The organism is Streptomyces sulfonofaciens, assembly GCF_014656295.1.
In the GTDB taxonomy this organism is placed as follows: Bacteria; Actinomycetota; Actinomycetes; order Streptomycetales; family Streptomycetaceae; genus Streptomyces; species Streptomyces sulfonofaciens.
On the sequence record NZ_BNCD01000001.1, the window covers coordinates 680,692 to 700,879 of the forward strand.

The following is a 20,188-nucleotide window of genomic DNA, read 5'->3' on the forward strand; positions in this document are numbered from 1 at the left end:
ATCACCTCACAAGCTTCGGTCATCCAATCACCACCCCACCCGAACACCGAAGGGGCACAGCCAGATGTCCAGCCTCCGCACCCCCCGCACCCGTCTCGTCGCCGCCGCCGCGACCGCCGTTCTCGCCGCGCTCTCCCTGACCGCGTGCAGCGACGGAACGGGCGTCCACGACGAGGGCGCCTCGGCCGCCACCACCACGCCGGCGAAGTCCCCGGCCGGCACCCCCGCTTCAGGCTCCGGCTCGGGCACCGACTCGTCCTCTTCCTCGTCCTCTTCCATGTCCACGTCCACGGATGCGAAGCCCGCCCACACCACCACGACGACCACCGCGAGGCCCGCCACGCGCACCTCCGCACCGAAGGCGCCCGCCTCCTCCGGCAGGCCGGTCACCTGTGAGGGGTCCGTCACCAAGACGGTCGCGGCCCCGCTGAACCGCCCCGTGAACCACATGCTGCTCACGGTGACCAACACCGGCAGCAGGAGCTGCTACCTCTACGGCTACCCGGCCGTCCGCTTCGGTGAGGCCCAGGCCGTGCCGCCGGTCATCGAGGACTCGAAGCCGCAGGCGGTCGTCACGCTCAAGCCGGGCGAGTCCGGCTACGCCTCCGTCACCCTGTCCGCCGCCGACGGCAGCGGAACGAACAGCCACAACGTGACGTCCCTGGCCGTCTACTTCCAGGGCCGCTCCGGCAACGAGAGCGTCGGCACGGGCGCCCACCCGTCGCTGCCCGCCGAGGGCGTCTACGTCGACGACTCGCTCAGGGTCACGTACTGGCAGCAGTCGTTGGACGACGCCATCGTCTGGTGACGCCGGCACGGCGCGCCCGGCGGCCCGCGCGGCCGCACCCGGACAGCACCTTCGCCGCGGCCGTCCAGGAAACCACCCTGGACGGCCGCGGCGCGTCGTGCCAGTTCCGGAGTCGCAGGGCCGCCTACTCGTCGTCGGTGTCGGAGGCGGGGAGGATGGCCGTCAGCTCCTCGGGCAGGTCGACGTGGTGGCGCGCGGCGATGATGCCGAGCTGGATCCCGAAGACCGCTCGCAGTTCGCCGAGGGCAGCACCGAACGTGGCGGACAGCATGTGACTGCGTGCCCCTCCGGTGTGGTCGGGTCCCACGGTGTCCAGGAACCGCCGGCATGCGGCCCGCATCGCCTTGAGGTTCTCCGCGAGTTGGTCCCCGGTGTCGGGCTCCATCAGGATCCGGGTCAGCGTCGCCCTGATCTCCAGCACCGAAGCGACACAGTTCTCCCGGTCCTCGACCGCGACCATGCCCACGCGGCGCACCGTGAGAACCCTGCGGTCCTCCAGGTAGACGACGACCTTCTCGGCAACGGCGCGTTGCGGAGGCGGCAGCTCCCAGTCCACGCCTCCGAGCGGCGTGCTGAAGCCCTTGATCCGTCGCATGACCTCCATGACCCTCATGCTCGGCATCCTAAGGAGGCCGGCGAACGGCCGTGGCCCATCCACGCGGGTTCGTGTGAACGGCGAACCACGGGTGGCACTCGGGTTCCGGCCTCTTCCGTACGTCCGTGCGCGCGGCCGGTGGTCGCCGCACGACCTGCGCCGACGACCGCGGTGTTCGATGGTGCGTGGCGAGCGCGCGCCCGCACCGTCGCCGTGTCCTTCGGCAATGGCCTCCACCTCTTCGACACCGCCCTGATGCCGTGCCGGGCGGTCGCCGTCCACGACGAGTTGCCCTCATCCCTCATCCGCGCCCCTCGTCCCTCATCCCTTGCCCCCTGGCCTCTTGCCCCCTCGCCCCTCGCCCCTCGTCACCGAAGTGAGAGCGGACCGGCCGCGAGATCGTGGGAAGACGGCCACGAGATCGGAGGCAGTCGCCGGGGGCGTCGCTCGGTACCTGACCGGCCGTCGGACCGGCCGTCGGACCGGCCGTCGGACCGGCCGTCGGACCGGCCGTCGCATCGGCTGCCGCTTCGCCGATCCGCTGCGACCACCGCGCCAACGGAACGGCGGACCAGCACGGCCGCCGCCGTCATGTGACCCAGGTCACGGACCGCAGGTGCAGCGTGGGTCGGGTGCCAGTGCCTTCTTCAGGGTGTAGGCGACCGGCGAGAACAGGGACAGTGCGGATGGAGAAGGGCCGAGCCCGAGAGTTCGACGAGTTCGTGGCCGCCCGCTGGTCGGCGCTGGTGCACCTGGCCCGTCTGCTCGTCGGAGGCGATCGGCACCAGGCCGAGGACCTGCTGCAGGAGTCCCTGGTCAAGCTCTGGTTCGTCTGGCCCAGGGTCGCGGACGGTGCACCGGAGCCGTACGTCCGCAAGGTGATGGTGCGCGCGGCGGCACGCTCCAGACAGCGGCGCTGGTGGGGTGAACGGCCCGTCGAACGGATGCCCGAGGCGGCGGTGGCCGGCGATGTGTCCGCGGACGTGGCGGAGCGTTCCCGGCTGGAGACCGCGCTGGCCCGGTTGCCGCCCAAGCAGCGGGTGGCGGTGGTGCTGCGCTACTACCAGGACCTGCCCGAGAGACAGGTGGCGGAGGCGCTCGGGTGCCCGGTGGGCACGGCCCGGTCCCATGCCGCACGCGGAGTGGCGCGGCTGAGGCAGCTCCTGGCCGAAATGAACGAGCCGGTGCGGTGAAGGAGAACCCCATGGATCACTTCGAGCGGCAACTGGTGCGGATGATGCGCGACGCCGAGGCACCCGCACCCTTCGAGCCGAGGCACCGGGAACGGCTCTGGGCGGGAGTCCGTGTCCGCCGTCGCAAGCGGGCCGCGCGGAGGGCCGTCGGCTCCGTCCTGGCCGTCGCCGGCCTCAGTGCCGGGCTGTTCCTGCTGCCCGGCCACGTGACCCGGGTCGAGCCCGGCCACCCCCGCCCACTGCCCGGGACGAGCCCGTCGCCCGCCGTCCCGCCCGCCGTCCCGCCCGCGACGCCCGACGGGGCCTCCTCCTTCCCCCCTGCGACACCCGACGGGCCTCCGGGCGCGCCCTCATCGTCGGGCACCCCCACTGCCACCAACCCCCCGGCCACCAGCACGCCCGGGAGTGAGGGCACCGAGACCCCGTCGGGGAGCCCGGCCGACGCGTCGTGACCTTCGGCCTCGGCCCCGCCCTCGGCCTCGATCCTGCCCTCGGCCTCGATCCTGCCCTCGGCCTCGGCCTCGCCTCGGGCACGGCGACTGCGCAGAGGGAGCCGTAGGCGGCCCCGTCCCCGCTCACCACGCGTAACGCCCGCGCACGCCCCGCCCCGAGTGTCTTCGGCCTGCCCCGAGTGTCTTCGGCCTGCCCCGAGTGTCTTCGACCCGCCCCCGCCAGGTCACGAACAAGGACGAAACGTGAGAGACCAGAGATCCCCTGAGCTGAAGGATCTGGACCGGCTGCCACATCGCGCACCGGCGACGACGAACGACCCGGAGTCCGTGCCGAGGCACCGCCTGGAACCCGTCCCGCCGCACCACCTGCAACCCCTGCCGACGCACCGTCCGAAGCCCGTGCCGCCGCACCGCCCGGAGTCGACGGGCCACCTGGACCTCCTGCCGACGCACCGCCCGGAGCCGGTGCCGGCACACCCCCCGGAGCCCGTCCTGGACATCGTCGTCCCCGTGTTCAACGAGGAGAGGGCTCTGGCGCCGAGCGTACGGAGGCTGCACGCACATCTGCGTAAGACCTTCCCCTACCCGTTCCGTATCACCATCGCCGACAACGCCAGCACGGACAGCACTCCGCGCATAGCCGCCCGGCTGGCGGACGAACTGACCGAAGCACAGTGGCTCCGGCTGGCCGAGAAGGGCCGCGGCCGGGCGCTGCGCACCGCCTGGTCGCTCTCGCCGGCACTCGTACTCGCGTACATGGACGTGGACCTGTCCACGGAACTGACCGCGCTGCTGCCGCTCGTGGCCCCGGTGCTCTCCGGCCACTCCGACATGGCCATCGGCACCCGTCTTGCCCCCGGTTCCCGGGTGGTGCGCGGCCCCTACCGGGAGATCACCTCCCGTGGCTACAACGCCCTCCTGCGCGCCGTCCTCGGCGTGGGTTTCTCCGACGCGCAGTGCGGGTTCAAGGCGGTGCGGCGTGAGGTGGCCGAGCGGCTGCTGCCGCTCGTGCAGGATTCCGAGTGGTTCTTCGACACCGAACTGCTGGTGATCGCCGAGCGTGCCGGGCTGCGCATCCACGAGGTGCCGGTCGACTGGGTGGACGACTCCGACAGCCGGGTCGACATCCTCGCCACGGCGCTGGCCGACCTGCGCGGCATCGCCAGGATCGGCGTGGCGCTGGCGCGAGGCACGCTGCTGCCGCGCGGGTCGCTCCGCGACGGCGGCGCGGACGCACCGGGCGGGCTCGCCACCCGACTCGTGTGCTTCGCCGCGGCGGGATCCCTCAGCACCCTCGCCTCCCTGCTCCTCTACGGGGCGCTGCGCCCAGCGGCGGGATCCCGGGCCGCCGACGCTCTCACGCTGCTGGTCTGCGCCGTCGCCGGCGCGGCCGTGACCGGACGGCTCACCTTCGGCCCCCGCGGTCGCCGCGGTGTGCCGCGCCACCGGGGCAGGGGCCTGGCCGCCCTCCTGATCGGCCTGGCGCTCACCGGCGGATCGCTCGCCGCCCTGCACCACACGGCCCCGGCCGGGCGCGCCACCGAACTCGCCGTACTCCTCGCCGCCAACCTGGCCGCGGCGCTGCTGCGGTTCCCGCTCTCGCGAGCACGGGCGTTCCGCGCATGAACAGGACCACCACCCGTACGGCCGCGACCGCCACCCCGTACCGGCACGCGAGGCCGTCGCAGCAGCCCGCCACCACGGGTCCCGACCGACGACGCGGACTGCGCCGCACGGTCGAGCACCAGGTCGAGCACCATGGGCCCGTACTGGCCGTCTACGGCACGCTCAAGCTCGTCGGCTTCGCCGCCTTCATGTGGCTGCTGCACTCCGGCGGGGACTACCGCACGAAGCACCCGCGCTTCGGCGGCGGCGCTCATCCATGGGACGTCCTGGCCAGTTGGGACGGCTGGTGGTACCAGCAGATCGCCGCACACGGGTACGACCCCCGGCTGATCCCGATCCCGGGCGCCACGGGTCCGATCACGCTCGAAGGGAACTCGGCGGCGTTCTTCCCGCTCTACCCCGCTCTGATGCGGCTGGTCTCCGAGCTCACCGGCCTCGGCCTGTACGGTGCAGGACTGCTGGTCTCCGTCGTCGCCTCCTTCGCCGCCGCACTGGGCGTCTACACCCTCACCGAACGCCTCGGGGGCAGACGGGCCGGGCTGGCCGCGGCCGGCCTCTGGGCGGTCTGGCCCGGTTCCGGCGTGGAGTGGGCGCTCTACTCCGACTCCCTCTACGTGGCCCTGGCCGTCTGGGCCTGCCACGCCGTCCTGAGCCGCCGCTGGCTCACGGCCGGTCTCCTCACCTGCGTGGCCGGGCTCAACAGGCCCACCGCCGCGGCGCTGATCGCAGCCGTCGCCGCCGCGGCCCTGCTCGCGCTCCACCGCCGCCGCGACGGCATCCTGCGGCCGGTGGCCGCGATGGCCGTCGCCCCACTCGGCCTCCTCGCCTATCTCGGCTGGGTGGGTCATCGAACGGGTCAACGCGACGGCTACTTCAGACTTCAGTCCGGTGCCTGGGCCCACGAGTGGGACTTCGGCCGGCACACCCTCGACGTCCTCTCCTCCGTCCCGGTGGGCCACTTCGACTACCCCTTCGCCTGGCCCTTCGAGGACCTGGTCGGCGTCGGTGTCGTCCTGCTCGCGCTCGTCCTGTTCCCGCTGCTGCTCCGGCTGCGTCCCCCGGTCGTCCTGGTGGTCCACACCGTGCTCACCCTCGTCCTCGTCCTGGGCAGCCGGCAGATATTCGGCAACGTCTCCCGCTATCTGCTCCCCCTCTTCCCCCTCTTCCTCCCGCTCGCCCTCGCCCTGCGCCGCCTCAGCCCGACCCACCAGACCCTGCTGCTGGGCATCGCGGCCCTGGCTTCCGGCTCGTACGCCGGCTACGGCCTTTTCGAACTCGGCGTCCCGTAACCGACGGACCCGGGAGAGGACGCCCGATGACCACGACCCTGCCCACCGCCGACCGGTCGGCCGCGCATCCGGCACACGACGCTCCCGTACGGGACCCAGGTCCCGTACGGGACCCAGGTCCCGTACGGGAGCCCACCGGCGCCCCCGAGCAGCGGCGACTGCTCACCCGACTCAGCCGACTGGCCCGACTCACTCGGCTGGCGCGACTCACTCGACTGGCGCGACGCACTTGGCTGGCGCGACTGGCGCGACTGGCCCCGACGGACCTCCGGGTACTCCGGCTCTACCTGTTCACGCGCCTCGGGCTGTGCGTCGTCGCGTACTGCACCGCCTGGCTGGCCCCTGCCGGATCCGACGCCGGAACACCCGCCCCATGGCTGTCCCGCTGGGAGCAATGGGACTGGGTGCACTACCAGCACATAGCGCAGTACGGCTACTTCGGCCCCTTCCCGGGACTCGACCCCGCGTCCGACAACCGGGTGGCCTTCTTCCCCGGTTTGCCCTTCCTGCTGCGCGCCGTGCACACCCTCATCGCGGACTGGGCCGTGGCAGGGCTGCTGATCTCCCTGGTGAGCGGTGCGGTGGCCGTCGTAGCCCTGGCCAGGATCGCCGGACAGGACCGACGGGATGGTGCTCTGGTCGGTCGGCGGGGCGGTGCTCCGGCCGACCGGCGGGACGGCGCTCTGGCCGGCCGACGGGCCGCGAGCTTCCTGCTGCTGTCGCCCGCCGCGGTGTTCCTGGCGGCCGGCTACACGGAATCCCTCTTCCTCGCGTTCGCGCTGCCGTCCTGGCTCGCGGCGAGGAACCGCAACTGGCCGGCCGCGGGCGTTCTCGCCGCCCTGGCCACCACCACCCGGATCAGCGGCCTGTTCCTGGCCGCCGCGATCGCGGTCGAATGCGTCCTGGTCCGGGACGGGTGCCCAGGGCACGGTCGTTGGCGCACCCGTTGGCGTGGCCGTTGGCGCGCTCTGCCCTGGTGCGCTCTGCCCGCCGTGCCCGCCGCGGCCTACACCGCCTACCTGCACGCGAACACCGGCGACTGGAGTGCCTGGAAGCACGCGCAGGAACGCGGCTGGAATCGGTCCTTCCATACGCCGGCCGAAGCGTTCCGGAACACCTGGCGGAACGCCTTCGACCACCTCCAGACCACCGGCTACGCCTGGGAGTTCCAGCTCGAACTGGCCGCGATGGCGGTCGGTGTCCTGCTGCTCTCCGTCCTCCTGCTCCGCCGCCGCTGGCCGGAAGCCGTGTACATCGGGCTCAACCTCTGGGCCCTGGGCACGTCGTACTGGTACCTCTCCATCCCCCGCGCAACCCTGCTCTGGTGGCCGCTGTGGACGGGCCTGGCCCACTGGAGCCTGCGGCGCACATGGGTGAAGGAGGCGTACGTCGGCACAGCGGCTCCGCTGATGGCGGTACTCGCGGTGACGTTCACCTCGGGTCACTGGTCCGGCTGAGGTGATGTTCGTGTCGGCCTCTGGTCCGGGTGCGGTGACGTTCCTCCGGCATACATCTGGCACACCTCTGGAACGCCTCCCGCCAGGCTGTTTGCGGTCTACTTGCCGGGAGGGCGGAAGGCGACCTGCCGGCGGGCGGCCTCGTCGACCTCACCGACGGTGAGGAGGGGAGTGGCCCGGGTGCGGACCGCGCCGCTGGCCTTGACCGTGAGGCTGACGGCGGCCATGGAAACCGGATCGGGGAAGTCCACGATGCAGACGAGGTCGTCGTCCCCGAAAGCGAAGTACATGACCTCGACAGTCCCGCCGAGTTCGCCGACGACGTGGTCGACGGCCGCCCGGCGCCCACTCCCCCCTTCCTTGAGCAGACCTTTCGTACCCTCGGCGGTGTAGGACGCCTGGATGAGAAACTTCGGCATGGGGGCTCCCTACCAGCGAACTCGTACGGTGTGCAGGTGGACCTTCCCGCCGCCACGCCGCCCGCCACGCACGACACGGCTGAATCACTCGTTGGAAGCCGAACGGTGTCTTCGTGTCGCCAAGGCCACCGATGCGACGGTTGACGTCCGGTTGGTTCGCCCGGCGTCATCGTGATCGGGGGATGTCGGCGTTCACGGTGGAGGCTGAGGCGGGTCGGGGATTCGGCGGTAGGCGGTCGGCCGGAGGCGGACAGTCCCGTGGCGGGAGAGGAGCACGGGCCGTCACAAAACTGACGACAGGGCCGTCCTCGGAATTCGATGCCGTGACCTCGAACGTACGATCTGGGAACGCTTCCCGCAGACAGCGGCGCCATGAAACGGAGATCTGTTCTGCAAGGGCAACGGCACCGGCCTCCGAGGCGGGACCCTCGGAAATGTCGACGTACAGCCACAACCGGAATTGGTTCAACGTGGCTTCAATGGCTCTGCTGTCGCCCTGCAATCGTTCGTGCCAGTCTTGGAAGTTTCCCGGATCGTAGACCCGATCCCACAGCACGCAGCCTTCCACTTCTACGAACCGCGGCATGAAAACTCGCGCGAAAGCAGCCCATCCACCCAGACCCACATTCTGTGCGAGGTAATCCAGGTAGTCGGTCGTGTCGCCCGCGGCTTGCGTCCACTCACTGAGTCCCGGGATGCTCGTGGGGTCCATGGGCGCTCTCTTCGGCCCAATCTCAAGGCCAGTCGGGGCAGAAACATGCGTGAACGGCGATGGCGACCTTCCGCGAGATCGGGTACGGGATAAGAGACCAAGGATTCACTGTCACCCCCAGACCGCTCGCAGATCATTGCTCCGCACGGTGATCGATGCGTCCGTCAGTGCCATCTCGTGAATGCAGCCGCCGTCCTGATCCGGAAGGATCTCGTCGAGCAGTATCGCATCGGCCGGCATCCAGTCGATTTCCTGCTGGTAGTCGATCGAGAAATGCCGCACGCCTGAGTAGGTGATGGTGAGGCCGGTGTCGTGCTTCCACTCATTGGGCGCAAATTCCAACGTCAGACGGCCGCTCTTGTCTGTGGCCAGGTGGATGTCGGAAAGTTCGAGGTCCTTGACGCAATGAGTACTACTCATGCTGTAATGCCCCGGGTCGGATGCAAATTCCCAGGCGCCCGGGGGGAGTTCCTCGCGCAGTTTGGGAAGTTCAGCCAGATAGGACTGTGGGTCAACATGGAACCCCTGCAGGTCCGCATCCCAATCCGCCTTGACGAATTTCATTTGCAACCTTCCGCTGAGAGTGGCGGGCGACGCCATTTATCTCCCGAGATGTCCTCGGTTCCCTTCGGACCGATGCGTCCGATCTTTCGCATCGTGTCGACGGCGCGTCCCTTGACGGCATTCTCCACGCTCGGTGGAACCTCGACGTCGGCCCCGGTGTGGCCATGCTTGTTGAACCAGCCGTCACTGCGGAACACTCCGACCTCACGCATCGACTTATCGTAGACGTGGATCTCGAAGTCGGTTCCCTTGGTCCCTTCCGGCCAGGTGTCGAGGCGGCCGGTGTACCCCTGGCCGAATTGCAGGGGATTCTTCGGCCCCCGTGGGGCCAGGCCGAGGGTGTCGTCCCAGCCAAGTGGGTTGGGCACGTAGGCGTGATGATTGGGCGCCGGCTCCAGGCCGAGGGGGTCGGGGCCGATGTAGCGGGCTGCTTCCGGGTCGTAGTAGCGGAAGTAGTTGTAGTTGAGTCCCGTTTCGGAATCGGCGTACTGTCCCGGAAAACATCGCGCCACAGACGGGACTTGTAGCAGGAACCGTTGTCGGTCAGCACGCGCTCGACGGTGATCCCGCTCGAGGCGAAGAACGCCTGCGCCCGGACCTAGAAAGCGACGGCAGTCTCCTTCTTCTCGTCGGTGAAAATCTCGCTGTAGGCCAGGCGGGAGTGGTCGTCGACGGCGGTGTGCAGGTAGCTGTAGCCGGTGCCGGAGCGGGTCTTGCGGCCCGCTTGGCGGCCCAAGACCTTGTGGCCGCCGTCATCGGGGATATTGCCGAGCTTCTTGATGTCGACGTGGACCAGCTCGCCGCGCCTGGCGCGTTTGTAGCGGCGTATGACGCGGCCGGTGGCCCGGTCCAGATGTGTGAGGCGGGCCAGGCCGTAGCGGGTCAGTACCCGGTGCACGGTGGAGGGCGCCAGCCGCAACAGGCTCGCGATCCGTGCGGGTCCCCAGTGGCGCAGTACGCGCACCTTGATGATCCGCCGCTCGGTACGTGTCTGCGTCTGGCGTGGGCTGGCGTGCGGGCGGCTGGAGCGGTCGGTCATGCCCGCCTCTCCGAGCCTTCGGTAGCGGTCGGCCCACCGCTGTGCCGTTGTCGGTGAGACCTGGAAGCGTTCCGCGGCCCGCCGCAGGGGCCCCTTGTCCTCGACGATGCAGCGGGCCAGCCGCAGTCGTCCTGTCTCGGTCAGCGGTGCGTTACGGTGCGGCATGAGGGCCTTTCTGGTCGCCGGTGCAGATGTGGCAATCCACACCGAGCCAGAAGGCCCTCACTCATTTCAAGATCACACAACAGTGATCGCTGTCACCAACCTCCGTGGACAGAACATCTAGAGCACATAGTGCATGCCCGCGTGGTCCGACTCGGATAAGCTCCATACCCTGACCAGCGACTCTGAAGAAGCCTACGGCTCTGACTAGCAGATGCCGTGGGCTTCTGTCGTTGTTGGTCAGCCTCGGGCGACTTCGTACGGCCCAGGGCGGCCGGCTACGGTCGTGATGGTTGCTGAACTTCGGTGCTGTACTGCAACGGCTTTGGAGAGTCCTGCGCTCCCAGGCGTGTGCTCAGGTCACGCGCTTCCAACTGCCTGGCCTGGTACGGCTTGTCCACGGATAGTCCACGGGCACGATTTGGTCCGTAGCTATGTGTGGGTAGATCAGGAAGGGGCATACAGGTCACCCGAAGGTCCGGGAAGGTCAGTATGGGGTGCTGCCGGTCACTGCGGTTGCTGTGCCTACTTGCTGTACCGCGATCAGACGCCCACCGCCTTAGAAATTTGACCTTAACGCACAAAAAGCACCATTTGTATAATGCAGGTTGGATACACGCAATCATCGACAGTGAGCATTACACACATAGAGACCTAATCGAGCGAAGTGGTGCAAATTGCCTGTTCACTGCCGACTCTGGCATTTTAACTGCGCGGACCGCACGCTTGCGGGTACGATCACCGACAAGCAGCTCAAGAGAGGCAGGCATGGGAATGGTCGAAGAACCTCTTCTCGCTAGCGTGTTCGAGGAGAGGGCTGAGTACCTGTCCAAAACCGAACTTTCCGAATGGACTGCGGTCACTAATGCCGACAGAGCGACGCTCTCAAAACTGAAAGGGCCCGGAGCGAAACTCCTCATCGGCCCACGTGGCAGCGGTAAATCCACGCTGTTGAAGCAAGCCTATTTTGAGCTCCAAGATGAGGGGAAGAGCCTCGCTGTTTACGTGAACTACAGCAAGTCACTGGCACTGGAGCCGCTATTTCACAAAACTGCAAACGCATTGCAGCTATTCCGCCAGTGGGTTCTGCTGAAGATCGCCCTCGGAGCGGCAGAGTCGTTGAAGGAGTGCCAAAAAGAAATCCCTGACGATCTCGCGGAAATGACTACTGCCGCGGATGAATTTATCAAGCGACTCGAAGCCGGCGCAGTAATTAACTTCCCCGAGCATTACACCACACCAACTGAACTTTTGCATGCCTTGGAGACTTGGACAGCGGAATCGGGTTTGAAGCGCTGCGTACTACTTCTCGATGACGCCGCTCATGCTTTCTCTTCTGAGCAGCAGCGAGAGTTCTTTGAAATCTTTCGAGAGCTCCGTTCGCGCGGCATTGCACCTAAGGCTGCAGTATACCCGGGGATTACGAGTTACTCTGCCAACTTCCACGTTGGCCATGAAGCTGAATTGGTCGAGTGCTGGTATCGTCCAGACGATGAGGACTACCTGCAGGTGATGCGGGAAATCGTCTCCCGTAGGATTCCTGAAACGCTCCTTGCTCGCCTCAAAGGTCGGGAGGAGCTGATCGATTACCTCGCTCTCGCCTCGTTTGGACTCCCTCGCGGCTTCCTCGTCATGCTTTCTCAGTTGCTCGGCGTGGAGGAGGACGAGTCACACAGGCCAACACGCCCGTTGGCGGACAAGGCAATCGCCGATCACGCATCGTCTGTTCGGCAAATCTTTTTTAGTCTCGCTGAGAAACTACCTCGCTACAAGCGCTTCGTGGAGTTGGGGGGCGAGCTAGAGCAGGGTTCGATTCGGCAATTGCAACATTTTAATGCTGGCCGAGCTTCGCGTTCAAAGGCTACGGTAATCGCCTATCCCGAGCCAGTTGACTCCAAGCTGGCGCGAATGATCTCCATGCTGGAATATGCGGGAATCATTCGAGATGCGCATACCATCTCGCATGGTGCAAAGGGAGTATATCATCGATACACGCTTCACTATGCCCTATTGGTAGAAGGGAATGCGCTCGGACTTGGGCGAAATTTCTCTGTAGGGGATATCATCTCTGCGCTTTCAACACGCGACGCACATGCCTTGTCCCGGGTTAGCCCAGTTGCTTTACTCGGCAAGGACTACGCAGACAGATGCACACTCGATTTGTTGCCCTGTCAGAATTGTGGATCTCCGCGCTTCTCTGAAGACGCTCAGTTCTGCATGAAATGTGGACGTCAGCTACGATCTGCTTCCGTCTACGAAGAGCTTATTAAATCACCGATCGACAAACTCCCATTGACGCCTAATAAGCTTCACGGCCTCTTGAACCACACCGCCATTCGCACCGTTAATGACATCTTGATGGATGAAGACAATATGCAGATCCGTCAAGTGCCACACATCGGACCAGTGTGGTCGGACCGGATTCGACGCTACGCGCAGGAGTTTGTGAGTGTCTAGCGCAAGACCGGGTTTCCGCTGGGATGCAATTAACGAGTCGCCGGATACGGTTGATGATGATTTTTCTGCTTGCTGTGTGCAGTCGACTTCTTCCGCTTGCCCCATCGACGCCTTTTATGAAAACACCGGCGAGGTACTTAAACTCGGCTTGCCTCAAAACCTAGCTAGTAGTCCGACTCTGGGTCGTCTACTAACGCTTGGTTTGGTCACCGGGGCGGAAGCCTATTTCCGCTCCATCTTCTTGGGTATGCTTCGCATATGCCCGCTTGCCCGTGAGAGGGCTGCCGATCAAATGATCCCTTTAGGCGCTTTGGAGTATTACGGGGCCGATAAAATCGGAATGGGTATATTTGAAGGTATAAGCTTCGCAGGTGGACTTGAAGTAAAAAAGCGCAGCGGTACGCTACTCAATTTCTCTTGGCCCGCGACCGGTTCGCTTGGCGTAGCACTGAGCAACTTCGACGCAGTCTGCCACATTCGACACGCCAGCGTGCATTCACAAGGGATGCTGAGCAGAGGTAACGCTCGCGCTTTGCGGGTTCCACCGACGGCGGCGGCAAGTCAGGTGGTCATCGATTTTCCACACCTACAAAAAATTGCCCTAATCTGCACGAGCCTAGTGCGCGCCTACAACAGTGATCTTTTCAAGGTGACGGTCGATAAATGGATATCGGAGAAGATTCTTACAGGGTCATGGGCGGACGACCGCAAATCATTCACGGAACTATGCGCCCTGTTCGTATCTCGCGTAGACGCCGTCGGCCCAAGAGCGGCAAATTACCGGTATAAGGCGCTCGCGCCAAAGATTGGTAAGCGAATCTCGCGGCCGAAAGCTTAGACGTGTAGGAACCTTCGCTTTCCCTCTAAGATCGGCGGAGCGATTTTGGCCAGGAGCTACTTTGGGGCGAGTGATCATGGCCCCGTAAGTTTCCCGCACGTCGGGCAGTCGTTGACCTGCCTGGTAATGGGGCCATGATCTTGGAGGCTCGCCCCAAAGTGGCTGCCTAGAGCCGTGGAGCCGACCGCCCCAGCCACGACGTATCCCCTTTCTGGCATCAAGTGGTTGATCGCCGAAGTGCGCGGCATGGGTGCCGGCCGGCTGGGGCGGGGCGGAGACAAAGCGCAGGCCCGGCCGGGGGCCGGGACGCGCGCGGTGAGCGGAGCGAGCCGCCTTGAACTCGTAGAGAAAGTTGTAACTCAGCGCTCCTGGGCTCGATGTCGGCCCGGACTGCTGCGACGGCGGCCGTTGTTGGCGGCGAGTCCGAGTGTCGGGCGAGCCGTGAGGATGTAGCGGGTCGAGTGCTCGAAGGCCGTGAACGTGTAGGAGTGGCCGGCGGCCAGTAAGCGCAGGGCCTGTTCGTGTTCCTTGCGGTCCTGGAGCCAGTAGCGGATGAGGTCGGCTGCCCGGGTGTCGAGTTGATCGGCGATGTCGTGGCCGCGGCTGTGGAGCCAGCGCAGGGCGAGCCGTGGTGTGGAGGCTGAGTGGGAGCCGAGCCAATGGGTGCCGACCATGGGGACGACTGCGACGGCTTCTGACCAGTAGAGGGCGCTGGTGCCCTGTAGGGAAGTTCCGGCCTGCCGTTTCAGGAGCTTCAGCATGTCTGGCGCTCCGGGGAGGGTGTCGGGCTGGTGGTTGGGACCGCGGGAACTCCTGCTTCTTTTGCGCGAAGCGTGGCGATGACGACGTGGCCCAACGCGTAGTTGCCGTGCACTTCCATCCGGTGGGCGATGGCTTCGACCAGGGCGAGCCCGCGGCCGTGAAGGGTCTTGTCGCTGGGGTGCTTGATGCGGGGCTTGGCGCGGGTCCCGCCGGAATCCTTGACCGAGATCGTCACCTCCTTCGAACTGCACGTAAGCGTGAGGTGGAAGCGGTCTTGGCTGCTGCCGCTGTCGGTGTGGAGGAGCGCGTTGGTGGCCAGCTCGGTGACGATCAGGGCGGCGTCATCTGCGTGTGGGCTGTCGCTGAGGACGTCGCGTGTCCAGCGGCGGGCGCGGCCCACCTCTTCGAGGAGGCCGGGGCAGGTGAGTTCCCAGATTTGCGCTGTACTCATATACTCGTGCATACAAGTTCCTTTGCGCTGGTGGCCGCTATGGGTGGTGGGTTAGAGCTAGACGAGTTTCACGCCGTCGTGCGCGCGCACGGCCGGCGGGGAGGCCCCGTCCAGGGCATCCAGGACGCGGATGGCATACGCCTCGTCGGCCAGGTCGGTGACCTCTTCACGCGTGGCCCAGCGCAGCGCGTAGGTCTCCTCGCCGGTCGTCGGGGCACCGTCGGCCGCCTTGCAGCGGAAGACGAGGGAGACGATCAGGCCGGTCATGTTCTTGTAGACGCCGGTGAGGGTGGCCGGGAGATTGATCTTGATGCCGGTCTCTTCGAGGACTTCGCGTTGCAGGGCCTCGTTGATGGTCTCGCCGGGTTCGAGGACGCCGCCCGGCGGCTCCCAGTGGCCGTTGTCCCTGCGCTGGATCAGCAGCGCTCGCCCGCGGTCGTCGACGATGACTCCTGCGACACTCACGGAGTGCGGGCGCTCGGTAGTGCTCACGTCTCTCGGCTTTCCCTCGCTGGCCAGGCTCCACCGTAGCAACGCCACTCGACCTCTCGTCTAGATATCTGAAGGAGTAGAAATGGCGGCTCTACCTCCCGGCCTTCTCGGGACGCTGGACCCCACCAGTGACCGTGCGGTGTTCCGGCAGATCGCCGATCAACTGCGGGAAGCCATCGCCAAGGGCCGTTTCGCCGAGGGTGCCAAGCTGCCATCTGAAGCGGAGCTGACCGATCATTTCGGGGTCTCCCGGATGACCGTCCGTAACGCGCTTTCCATCCTTCAGAGTGAAGGGCTCGCCTCCGCCGAACACGGGCGCGGTGTCTTCGTGCGGCCTCGGCCGCCCGTGCGGCGGCTGGCGTCCGATCGGTTCGCCCAGCGGCATCGAGATCAGGGGAAGTCGGGCTTCACGGTGGAAGCTGAGGCGGTCGGCAGCCGGCCGGAGGTGGACAGTCTCGTGGTGCGGGAGGAGCGGTCCACCCCGGAGATGTCCGCTCGTTTGGGGTCGGCGCGGAAGGTGCTCGCTCGGCGCCGCCGGTATCTCCTGGACGGCAAGCCTGTCGAGACTGCGACCTCGTATCTTCCGCTGGACATCGCCCGGGGTACGCCCATTGCCGAGCCGAACCCCGGGCCTGGTGGGATCTACGCCCGGCTGGAGGAGTTGGGGCACCGCCTGGACCACTTCGAGGAAGAAGTGCGGGCTCGGATGCCGGCACCCGACGAGGTCAAGACGCTGCGACTGGCCCCCGGCGTGCCCGTCATCCACGTCGTGCGTACCGCGTTCGACACGGATGGGCGGGCGGTGGAGGTCTGCGACACGGTCATGGCTGCGGATGCCTACGTGTTGGCCTACCGGCTTCCGGCTACCTGATCTGATCTGGTGTGGGTGGGCGGGGCTTCTGCGGTGGCTCGGTGTGCTGTCGCCGTCTCGTACGTGTCGAGCGGTTGTGGTGCGCCGCCCGGACGCCGGTCTGGGCAGCAAACAACCCCCGGGCCTCGGGGCTGGGGGTTCGTGGTGGAGCGGGTGACGAGAATCGAACTCGCGCTCTCAGCTTGGGAAGCTGATGTTCTACCATTAAACTACACCCGCGCGGGGACAAAGCCGACTCAACCGGCCCTCCCAACGTCGCACACTGTACCCCATCTCAGGCCCCCGGCGCTCATGCCGAGGGGCCTTTGCGCTGCCTGCGGGGGCTTCCCGGGGTAGCTCCGGACGTGTCCCGGCTGTGTCCTGGGCATGTCATCGGGGACAATGCCCCGGGGGCTTCGGAGTGCCGCCCGACGTGAGTGTGGGCCGGGTGGCGTGGGGCGTCCGGGCGGGGGTGGGTGGGGAGCGTGAGAGTGTGGGGGGTCCCGGTGTGAGGGTGGGGTGAGGGGGGTTGGATGGGGCGTGCCCCCCTGGAAGGGGATCCCTTTCGTCCCGTAATGTGGCAGTTGTTGGTGCCATGTCGGTTCGTGGGGAAGGGACTTGAGGATTTGATGGAGCCCACCGTCGTCCGTTGTGCCGAAGGTCATGTGTTCAGTACGGCGTCGTTCCCGATGCAGCAGGCCGAGCGGCTCGGCCCCGGACGGCTCCTTCGGTGTCCACGGTGCCAGCGGCTTCGGAACGCAGTTCCCGTCCGGGCCGCGGGTGTGGGCCGGACGGTGTGCGAGGCCGGTGCGGTCGGTGGCGCCGAGGTTGCGGGAGGTGCGGCCGCGCTCCGTGTGGTGGGGCCCGTTCCCGTCGAGTAGTCCGCCCGTTCCAGGCGAGTAGTCCGGCAGTCCGGTAGTGCAGTGGTCCGGTAGTTCAGTGGTCCAAGGGGCGAGTGGTCCAGTGGCGCTGTGAGCGAACGGCCGACGTTCGCCGGGGTACGTCGAGGGGCGTGTGGCCGGGGCTTATGCCTCCGGCCCGCGCCCCTCGCGCCGTACGACCGGTGACTGCACGCTCCACGGGAAGTTGATCCAGCGGTCCGTGCGGCGCCAGACATACTCGCACTTCACCAGGGAGTGCGGCTTCTCGTAGATCACGGCGCTGCGTACCTCGGCCACCGCACCGACGCAGAAGTCGCGGACGAGCTTCAGGGTCTTGCCGGTGTCGGCGACGTCGTCGGCGATCAGGACCTTCTTGTCGGTGAAGTCGATCACGTTCGGTACCGGGGCGAGCATCACCGGCATGTCCAGGGTCGTGCCGACGCCGGTGTAGAACTCCACGTTCACCAGGTGGATGTTCTTGCAGTCGAGTGCGTACGCCAGGCCGCCCGCCACGAAGACGCCGCCGCGTGCGATGGACAGGACGAGGTCCGGTTCGAAGCCGTCCTCCGCGATGGCGCGCGCCAACTCGCGTACGGCGGTGCCGAACGTCTCGTAGGTCAGGTTCTCGCGGGCGTCCGGGGCCGCTCCGCCCCCTTCGGGGGCCGGCGGCGTGCGGCCGGCGTCCCCGGCCGTGTTTCCAGGCCCGTCCCCGGTCGCGTCCCCGGTCGTGTGCCCTGTCGTGCTCCCGGTCGCGTCCCCTGTCGTGTGGGCGCCGCCCGCGCCGGTGCCGCCCGCCCCGGCTCCGCCGGCTGCGGTGCGGCTGCCGCCGGCCCCGCCGCGTTCGCCGGCCCCACCGCGTTCACCGGTGCGACCGTTCTCGCGGGTGCCGCCGTTCTCGCCGGTCCCCTCGGCGCCCCGGGCCGCCCCGTGCGCTCCACCACGTGCCGGTGCGCTCATACGTTCGTCCGATGGAAGTTGAGGAAGGAACGGGACGCGGTCGGGCCGCGCTGGCCCTGGTAGCGGGAGCCGTAGCGGTCGGACCCGTACGGGAACTCCGCCGGGGAGGTGAGGCGGAAGAGGCAGAGCTGGCCGATCTTCATGCCCGGCCAGAGTTTGATCGGCAGCGTGGCCAGGTTGGAGAGTTCCAGGGTGACGTGGCCGGAGAACCCCGGGTCGATGAAACCGGCCGTCGAGTGGGTGACCAGGCCCAGCCGGCCGAGGCTCGACTTGCCCTCCAGCCTCGACGCGAGGTCGTCGGGGAGCGTGATGGCCTCGTACGTCGAGGCCAGCACGAACTCCCCGGGATGCAGGATGAACGGCTCCTCCCCCTTCGGTTCCACCAGCCGCGTCAGATCGGTCTGCTCGATGGAGGGGTCGATGTGCGGGTACCGGTGGTTCTCGAACACCCGGAAGTACCGGTCGAGCCGTACGTCGATGCTCGACGGCTGCATCATCGACTCGTCGTAGGGGTCGATCCGCACCCGTCCCGCGTTGATCTCGGCCCGAATGTCCTTGTCTGAGAGAAGCACGCCCCGAGGATACGCAGGGTGGGGGGGCGTGGGGCAATGCGGGAGGCCCCTGGGGCGTGGGCATTCCAGGGGGTGGGTGGGGTGTGCGGCGTTCGAGGGGCGCGGGGCTCCTGGTGCGGCCCCCGCCCCGGCCCCGGCGGCCCCCAGCCACCGCCCACCAACGGCGGCACCGGCGGCACCGGGGGCACTGGCGGCGCCGAGGGCACCAGTGGCCTTAGTGGCCCCGGGGCCCCCGGGGCCAAACCCCTAGAACGTGCCCAACTTCAGCAGCGACAACAGTGCGATCAGTTGGATCGCCGACGCACCCAGCGCCTTCGGCCACGGCAGGTCATGGGACCGGGACACCATCATCGTGAACAGGAAGCCCGCGCCGATCCAGGTCGCGCCGCCCAGGACCTGCACGAACGACGCGTCGCCGCCCATGAAGATCGCGAACACCAGCCGGGGCGCGTCGGTCAGGGACATGATCAGCATGGAGAGGCCGACCGTCGGCTGCCACGCCCCGTCGCCGCCGAGCTGGCGGGCGAGCGTGTGGGTGACGACACCGAGGATGAGGGCGCTCAGCACCAGTGCGACCGCGGTGAGGAGGACGAACGGCACGGCCGACGAGATGGTGGCGTGGATCGCGTCCTCGCGGGCGCCGTCGAAGCCGAACACCGCCAGCAGCCCGTACACGAACGTCACGATCAGGGCCGGGCCCCACATCGGGTAGTCGCGCATCTGGAGGAAGGTCTGCTTCGGGCGCAGCACGACGCCGGTGATCAGGTCCTTCCAGGGCAGCCGCGGACCGGCGGCCGGCGCGGAGGTGTGGCCGGCGCGGTAGGTCCCGCCCTGGCTGTACGGGTCCTCGCCGATGCTGAAGGCCTGGGTGTGCCCGGGATTGTTCGCGACGTACGAGTCGGGCCCGGGGCCCTGGTCGTAGCCGTCGCCGTCGCCGAAGTACTCCGGCTCCTCCTGGCCCGTCGCAGCGGAGCCCTGCGTCCACTGCTGCTGGTACTGGCCGTACGGCGGGCCGCCCGCGGGGGCGCCCGGCGGCTGCTGGGCGTGGGGGTACCCGTAGCGCTGCGGCTGCTGGGTGGGGGTGTAGGGGGGCGCGGCGGGGGCGCCGTACGGGGCGTGGCCCTGGGGGGCCTGTCCGTACGGCTGCTGCCGCGGGTGCTGTTGCGGTTGCGCGTGCGGGAGGCGGCCCGCCCGGCCGCGTCCGATCCTGAATCCAGCCACGTCAACGAACGTACCCGTTCCGGCGAACTGCCGTACGGGGCCCGGGCTGCGTCCAGCTCTTTGCGGCCGAGCTGTGACATCCCCTAGGGGGTTCCGGCGGGGCGGTTCTCAGGGGTTCTCAGGGGTCCGCGGGGCTCCCCGGGGGTACGGCGGCATGCCCGGGACGGGGGACCGGACGGGAACGAGATCTCGATCACATCTGAGCTGGACGGGGGAGGGCGGAGGTGACCGAGGCGAGGACGTGACGGAGGGGACGGCGGGAGTGGAGGGGACGGCGGGAGTGGAGGGGACGAGGGGCGACGGGGGACGTCGGCGGGGGAGAGGACTGAGGCGACGAGGGACGGAGACGGGGGATGGAGGCGACGAGGGATGGAGACGGGGGATGGAGCTG

At 67.5% G+C, this 20,188-nt stretch carries 19 protein-coding genes, 1 tRNA gene and 2 pseudogenes; 9 read left to right on the forward strand and 13 right to left on the reverse strand.

The annotated features are described in order from the left end of the window. Positions 1 to 64: 64 nt before the first annotated feature. Entirely contained in the window at positions 65 to 808 is a 744-nt protein-coding gene (locus tag IE313_RS02710; RefSeq protein WP_189929194.1) for a DUF4232 domain-containing protein, read from the forward strand. A 124-nt stretch (positions 809 to 932) separates the two neighbouring features. Here the strand turns inward: IE313_RS02710 and IE313_RS02715 are convergent, their stop codons facing one another. Then, the gene (locus IE313_RS02715) at positions 933 to 1,421 is read right to left on the reverse strand and encodes a DUF6650 family protein (protein ID WP_189929195.1); all 489 of its coding nucleotides are present in this window, start codon (positions 1,419 to 1,421) and stop codon (positions 933 to 935) included. Between the two features lie 668 nt (positions 1,422 to 2,089). Between IE313_RS02715 and IE313_RS02720 the strand changes: the two genes are divergently transcribed. The 5 genes from IE313_RS02720 (at position 2,090) to IE313_RS02740 (ending at position 7,420) form a co-directional block, all read left to right on the forward strand. Next, entirely contained in the window at positions 2,090 to 2,596 is a 507-nt protein-coding gene (locus IE313_RS02720; protein WP_189929196.1) for a SigE family RNA polymerase sigma factor, read from the forward strand. An 11-nt stretch (positions 2,597 to 2,607) separates the two neighbouring features. Beyond that, positions 2,608 to 3,048, forward strand: a complete 441-nt coding sequence (locus tag IE313_RS34920; RefSeq protein ID WP_229924296.1) for a cellulase — start codon at positions 2,608 to 2,610, stop codon at positions 3,046 to 3,048. 432 nt (positions 3,049 to 3,480) lie between these two features. Next, positions 3,481 to 4,674, forward strand: coding sequence for a dolichyl-phosphate beta-glucosyltransferase (locus IE313_RS02730; RefSeq protein WP_373316903.1), 1,194 nt, complete (start codon positions 3,481 to 3,483; stop codon positions 4,672 to 4,674). Continuing rightward, the gene (locus IE313_RS02735) at positions 4,671 to 5,963 is read left to right on the forward strand and encodes a glycosyltransferase family 39 protein (protein ID WP_189929197.1); all 1,293 of its coding nucleotides are present in this window, start codon (positions 4,671 to 4,673) and stop codon (positions 5,961 to 5,963) included. Before IE313_RS02730 ends, IE313_RS02735 begins: the two co-directional genes overlap by 4 nt. A gap of 26 nt (positions 5,964 to 5,989) precedes the next feature. Continuing rightward, positions 5,990 to 7,420, forward strand: coding sequence for a glycosyltransferase family protein (locus tag IE313_RS02740; protein ID WP_229924297.1), 1,431 nt, complete (start codon positions 5,990 to 5,992; stop codon positions 7,418 to 7,420). Between the two features lie 98 nt (positions 7,421 to 7,518). Here the strand turns inward: IE313_RS02740 and IE313_RS02745 are convergent, their stop codons facing one another. The 5 genes and pseudogenes from IE313_RS02745 to IE313_RS02765 all read right to left on the reverse strand — a co-directional run. Beyond that, entirely contained in the window at positions 7,519 to 7,839 is a 321-nt protein-coding gene (locus IE313_RS02745; protein WP_189929198.1) for a GYD domain-containing protein, read from the reverse strand. Positions 7,840 to 8,005: 166 nt separating this feature from the next. Next, a complete protein-coding gene (locus IE313_RS02750) occupies positions 8,006 to 8,551 on the reverse strand; it encodes a hypothetical protein (protein ID WP_229924298.1) in 546 nt (181 codons plus the stop codon). Positions 8,552 to 8,662: 111 nt separating this feature from the next. Then, positions 8,663 to 9,115: a hypothetical protein gene (locus IE313_RS02755; protein WP_189929199.1), complete on the reverse strand. Its 453-nt coding sequence runs from the start codon at positions 9,113 to 9,115 to the stop codon at positions 8,663 to 8,665. A gap of 323 nt (positions 9,116 to 9,438) precedes the next feature. Further along, positions 9,439 to 9,615 (reverse strand): annotated as a pseudogene (locus IE313_RS34930) (RHS repeat-associated core domain-containing protein); the annotation flags it as partial. A gap of 2 nt (positions 9,616 to 9,617) precedes the next feature. Beyond that, positions 9,618 to 10,319: pseudogene (locus IE313_RS02765) on the reverse strand (IS481 family transposase); the annotation flags it as partial. Between the two features lie 765 nt (positions 10,320 to 11,084). Here IE313_RS02765 and IE313_RS02770 point away from each other — a divergent pair. Beyond that, complete coding sequence (locus IE313_RS02770; RefSeq protein WP_189929200.1) at positions 11,085 to 12,773, forward strand: ORC-CDC6 family AAA ATPase; 1,689 nt, start codon at positions 11,085 to 11,087, stop codon at positions 12,771 to 12,773. Beyond that, positions 12,766 to 13,611: a hypothetical protein gene (locus IE313_RS02775; RefSeq protein WP_189929201.1), complete on the forward strand. Its 846-nt coding sequence runs from the start codon at positions 12,766 to 12,768 to the stop codon at positions 13,609 to 13,611. Before IE313_RS02770 ends, IE313_RS02775 begins: the two co-directional genes overlap by 8 nt. A 359-nt stretch (positions 13,612 to 13,970) precedes the next feature. Here the strand turns inward: IE313_RS02775 and IE313_RS02780 are convergent, their stop codons facing one another. The 3 genes from IE313_RS02780 to IE313_RS02790 are packed head-to-tail and all read right to left on the reverse strand — an operon-like array spanning position 13,971 to position 15,289. Further along, the gene (locus tag IE313_RS02780) at positions 13,971 to 14,372 is read right to left on the reverse strand and encodes a hypothetical protein (RefSeq protein ID WP_189929202.1); all 402 of its coding nucleotides are present in this window, start codon (positions 14,370 to 14,372) and stop codon (positions 13,971 to 13,973) included. Beyond that, positions 14,366 to 14,824 (reverse strand): ATP-binding protein, encoded by a 459-nt coding sequence (locus tag IE313_RS02785; protein ID WP_229924299.1) that lies wholly within the window; start codon positions 14,822 to 14,824, stop codon positions 14,366 to 14,368. The genes IE313_RS02780 and IE313_RS02785 overlap by 7 nt, the downstream gene beginning before the upstream one ends. Positions 14,825 to 14,881: 57 nt before the next feature. After that, entirely contained in the window at positions 14,882 to 15,289 is a 408-nt protein-coding gene (locus tag IE313_RS02790) for an NUDIX hydrolase (RefSeq protein WP_189929204.1), read from the reverse strand. 109 nt (positions 15,290 to 15,398) lie between these two features. On the opposite strand from IE313_RS02790, the gene IE313_RS02795 reads away from it, so the two are divergent. Next, the gene (locus tag IE313_RS02795) at positions 15,399 to 16,187 is read left to right on the forward strand and encodes a GntR family transcriptional regulator (protein WP_189929205.1); all 789 of its coding nucleotides are present in this window, start codon (positions 15,399 to 15,401) and stop codon (positions 16,185 to 16,187) included. A 145-nt stretch (positions 16,188 to 16,332) separates the two neighbouring features. Here the strand turns inward: IE313_RS02795 and IE313_RS02800 are convergent. The 4 genes from IE313_RS02800 to IE313_RS02815 form a co-directional block, all read right to left on the reverse strand. Then, a tRNA-Gly gene (locus IE313_RS02800) sits at positions 16,333 to 16,406 on the reverse strand. Positions 16,407 to 17,191: 785 nt separating this feature from the next. Further along, positions 17,192 to 17,668: a phosphoribosyltransferase gene (locus tag IE313_RS02805; RefSeq protein ID WP_189929306.1), complete on the reverse strand. Its 477-nt coding sequence runs from the start codon at positions 17,666 to 17,668 to the stop codon at positions 17,192 to 17,194. Positions 17,669 to 18,000: 332 nt separating this feature from the next. Then, positions 18,001 to 18,576 carry a dCTP deaminase gene (gene dcd / locus IE313_RS02810; protein ID WP_189929206.1) on the reverse strand — a complete coding sequence of 192 codons (576 nt, stop codon included), beginning with the start codon at positions 18,574 to 18,576 and terminating at the stop codon, positions 18,001 to 18,003. A gap of 246 nt (positions 18,577 to 18,822) precedes the next feature. Further along, the gene (locus tag IE313_RS02815; RefSeq protein WP_189929207.1) at positions 18,823 to 19,797 is read right to left on the reverse strand and encodes a Yip1 family protein; all 975 of its coding nucleotides are present in this window, start codon (positions 19,795 to 19,797) and stop codon (positions 18,823 to 18,825) included. Between the last annotated feature and the right edge of the window lie 391 nt (positions 19,798 to 20,188).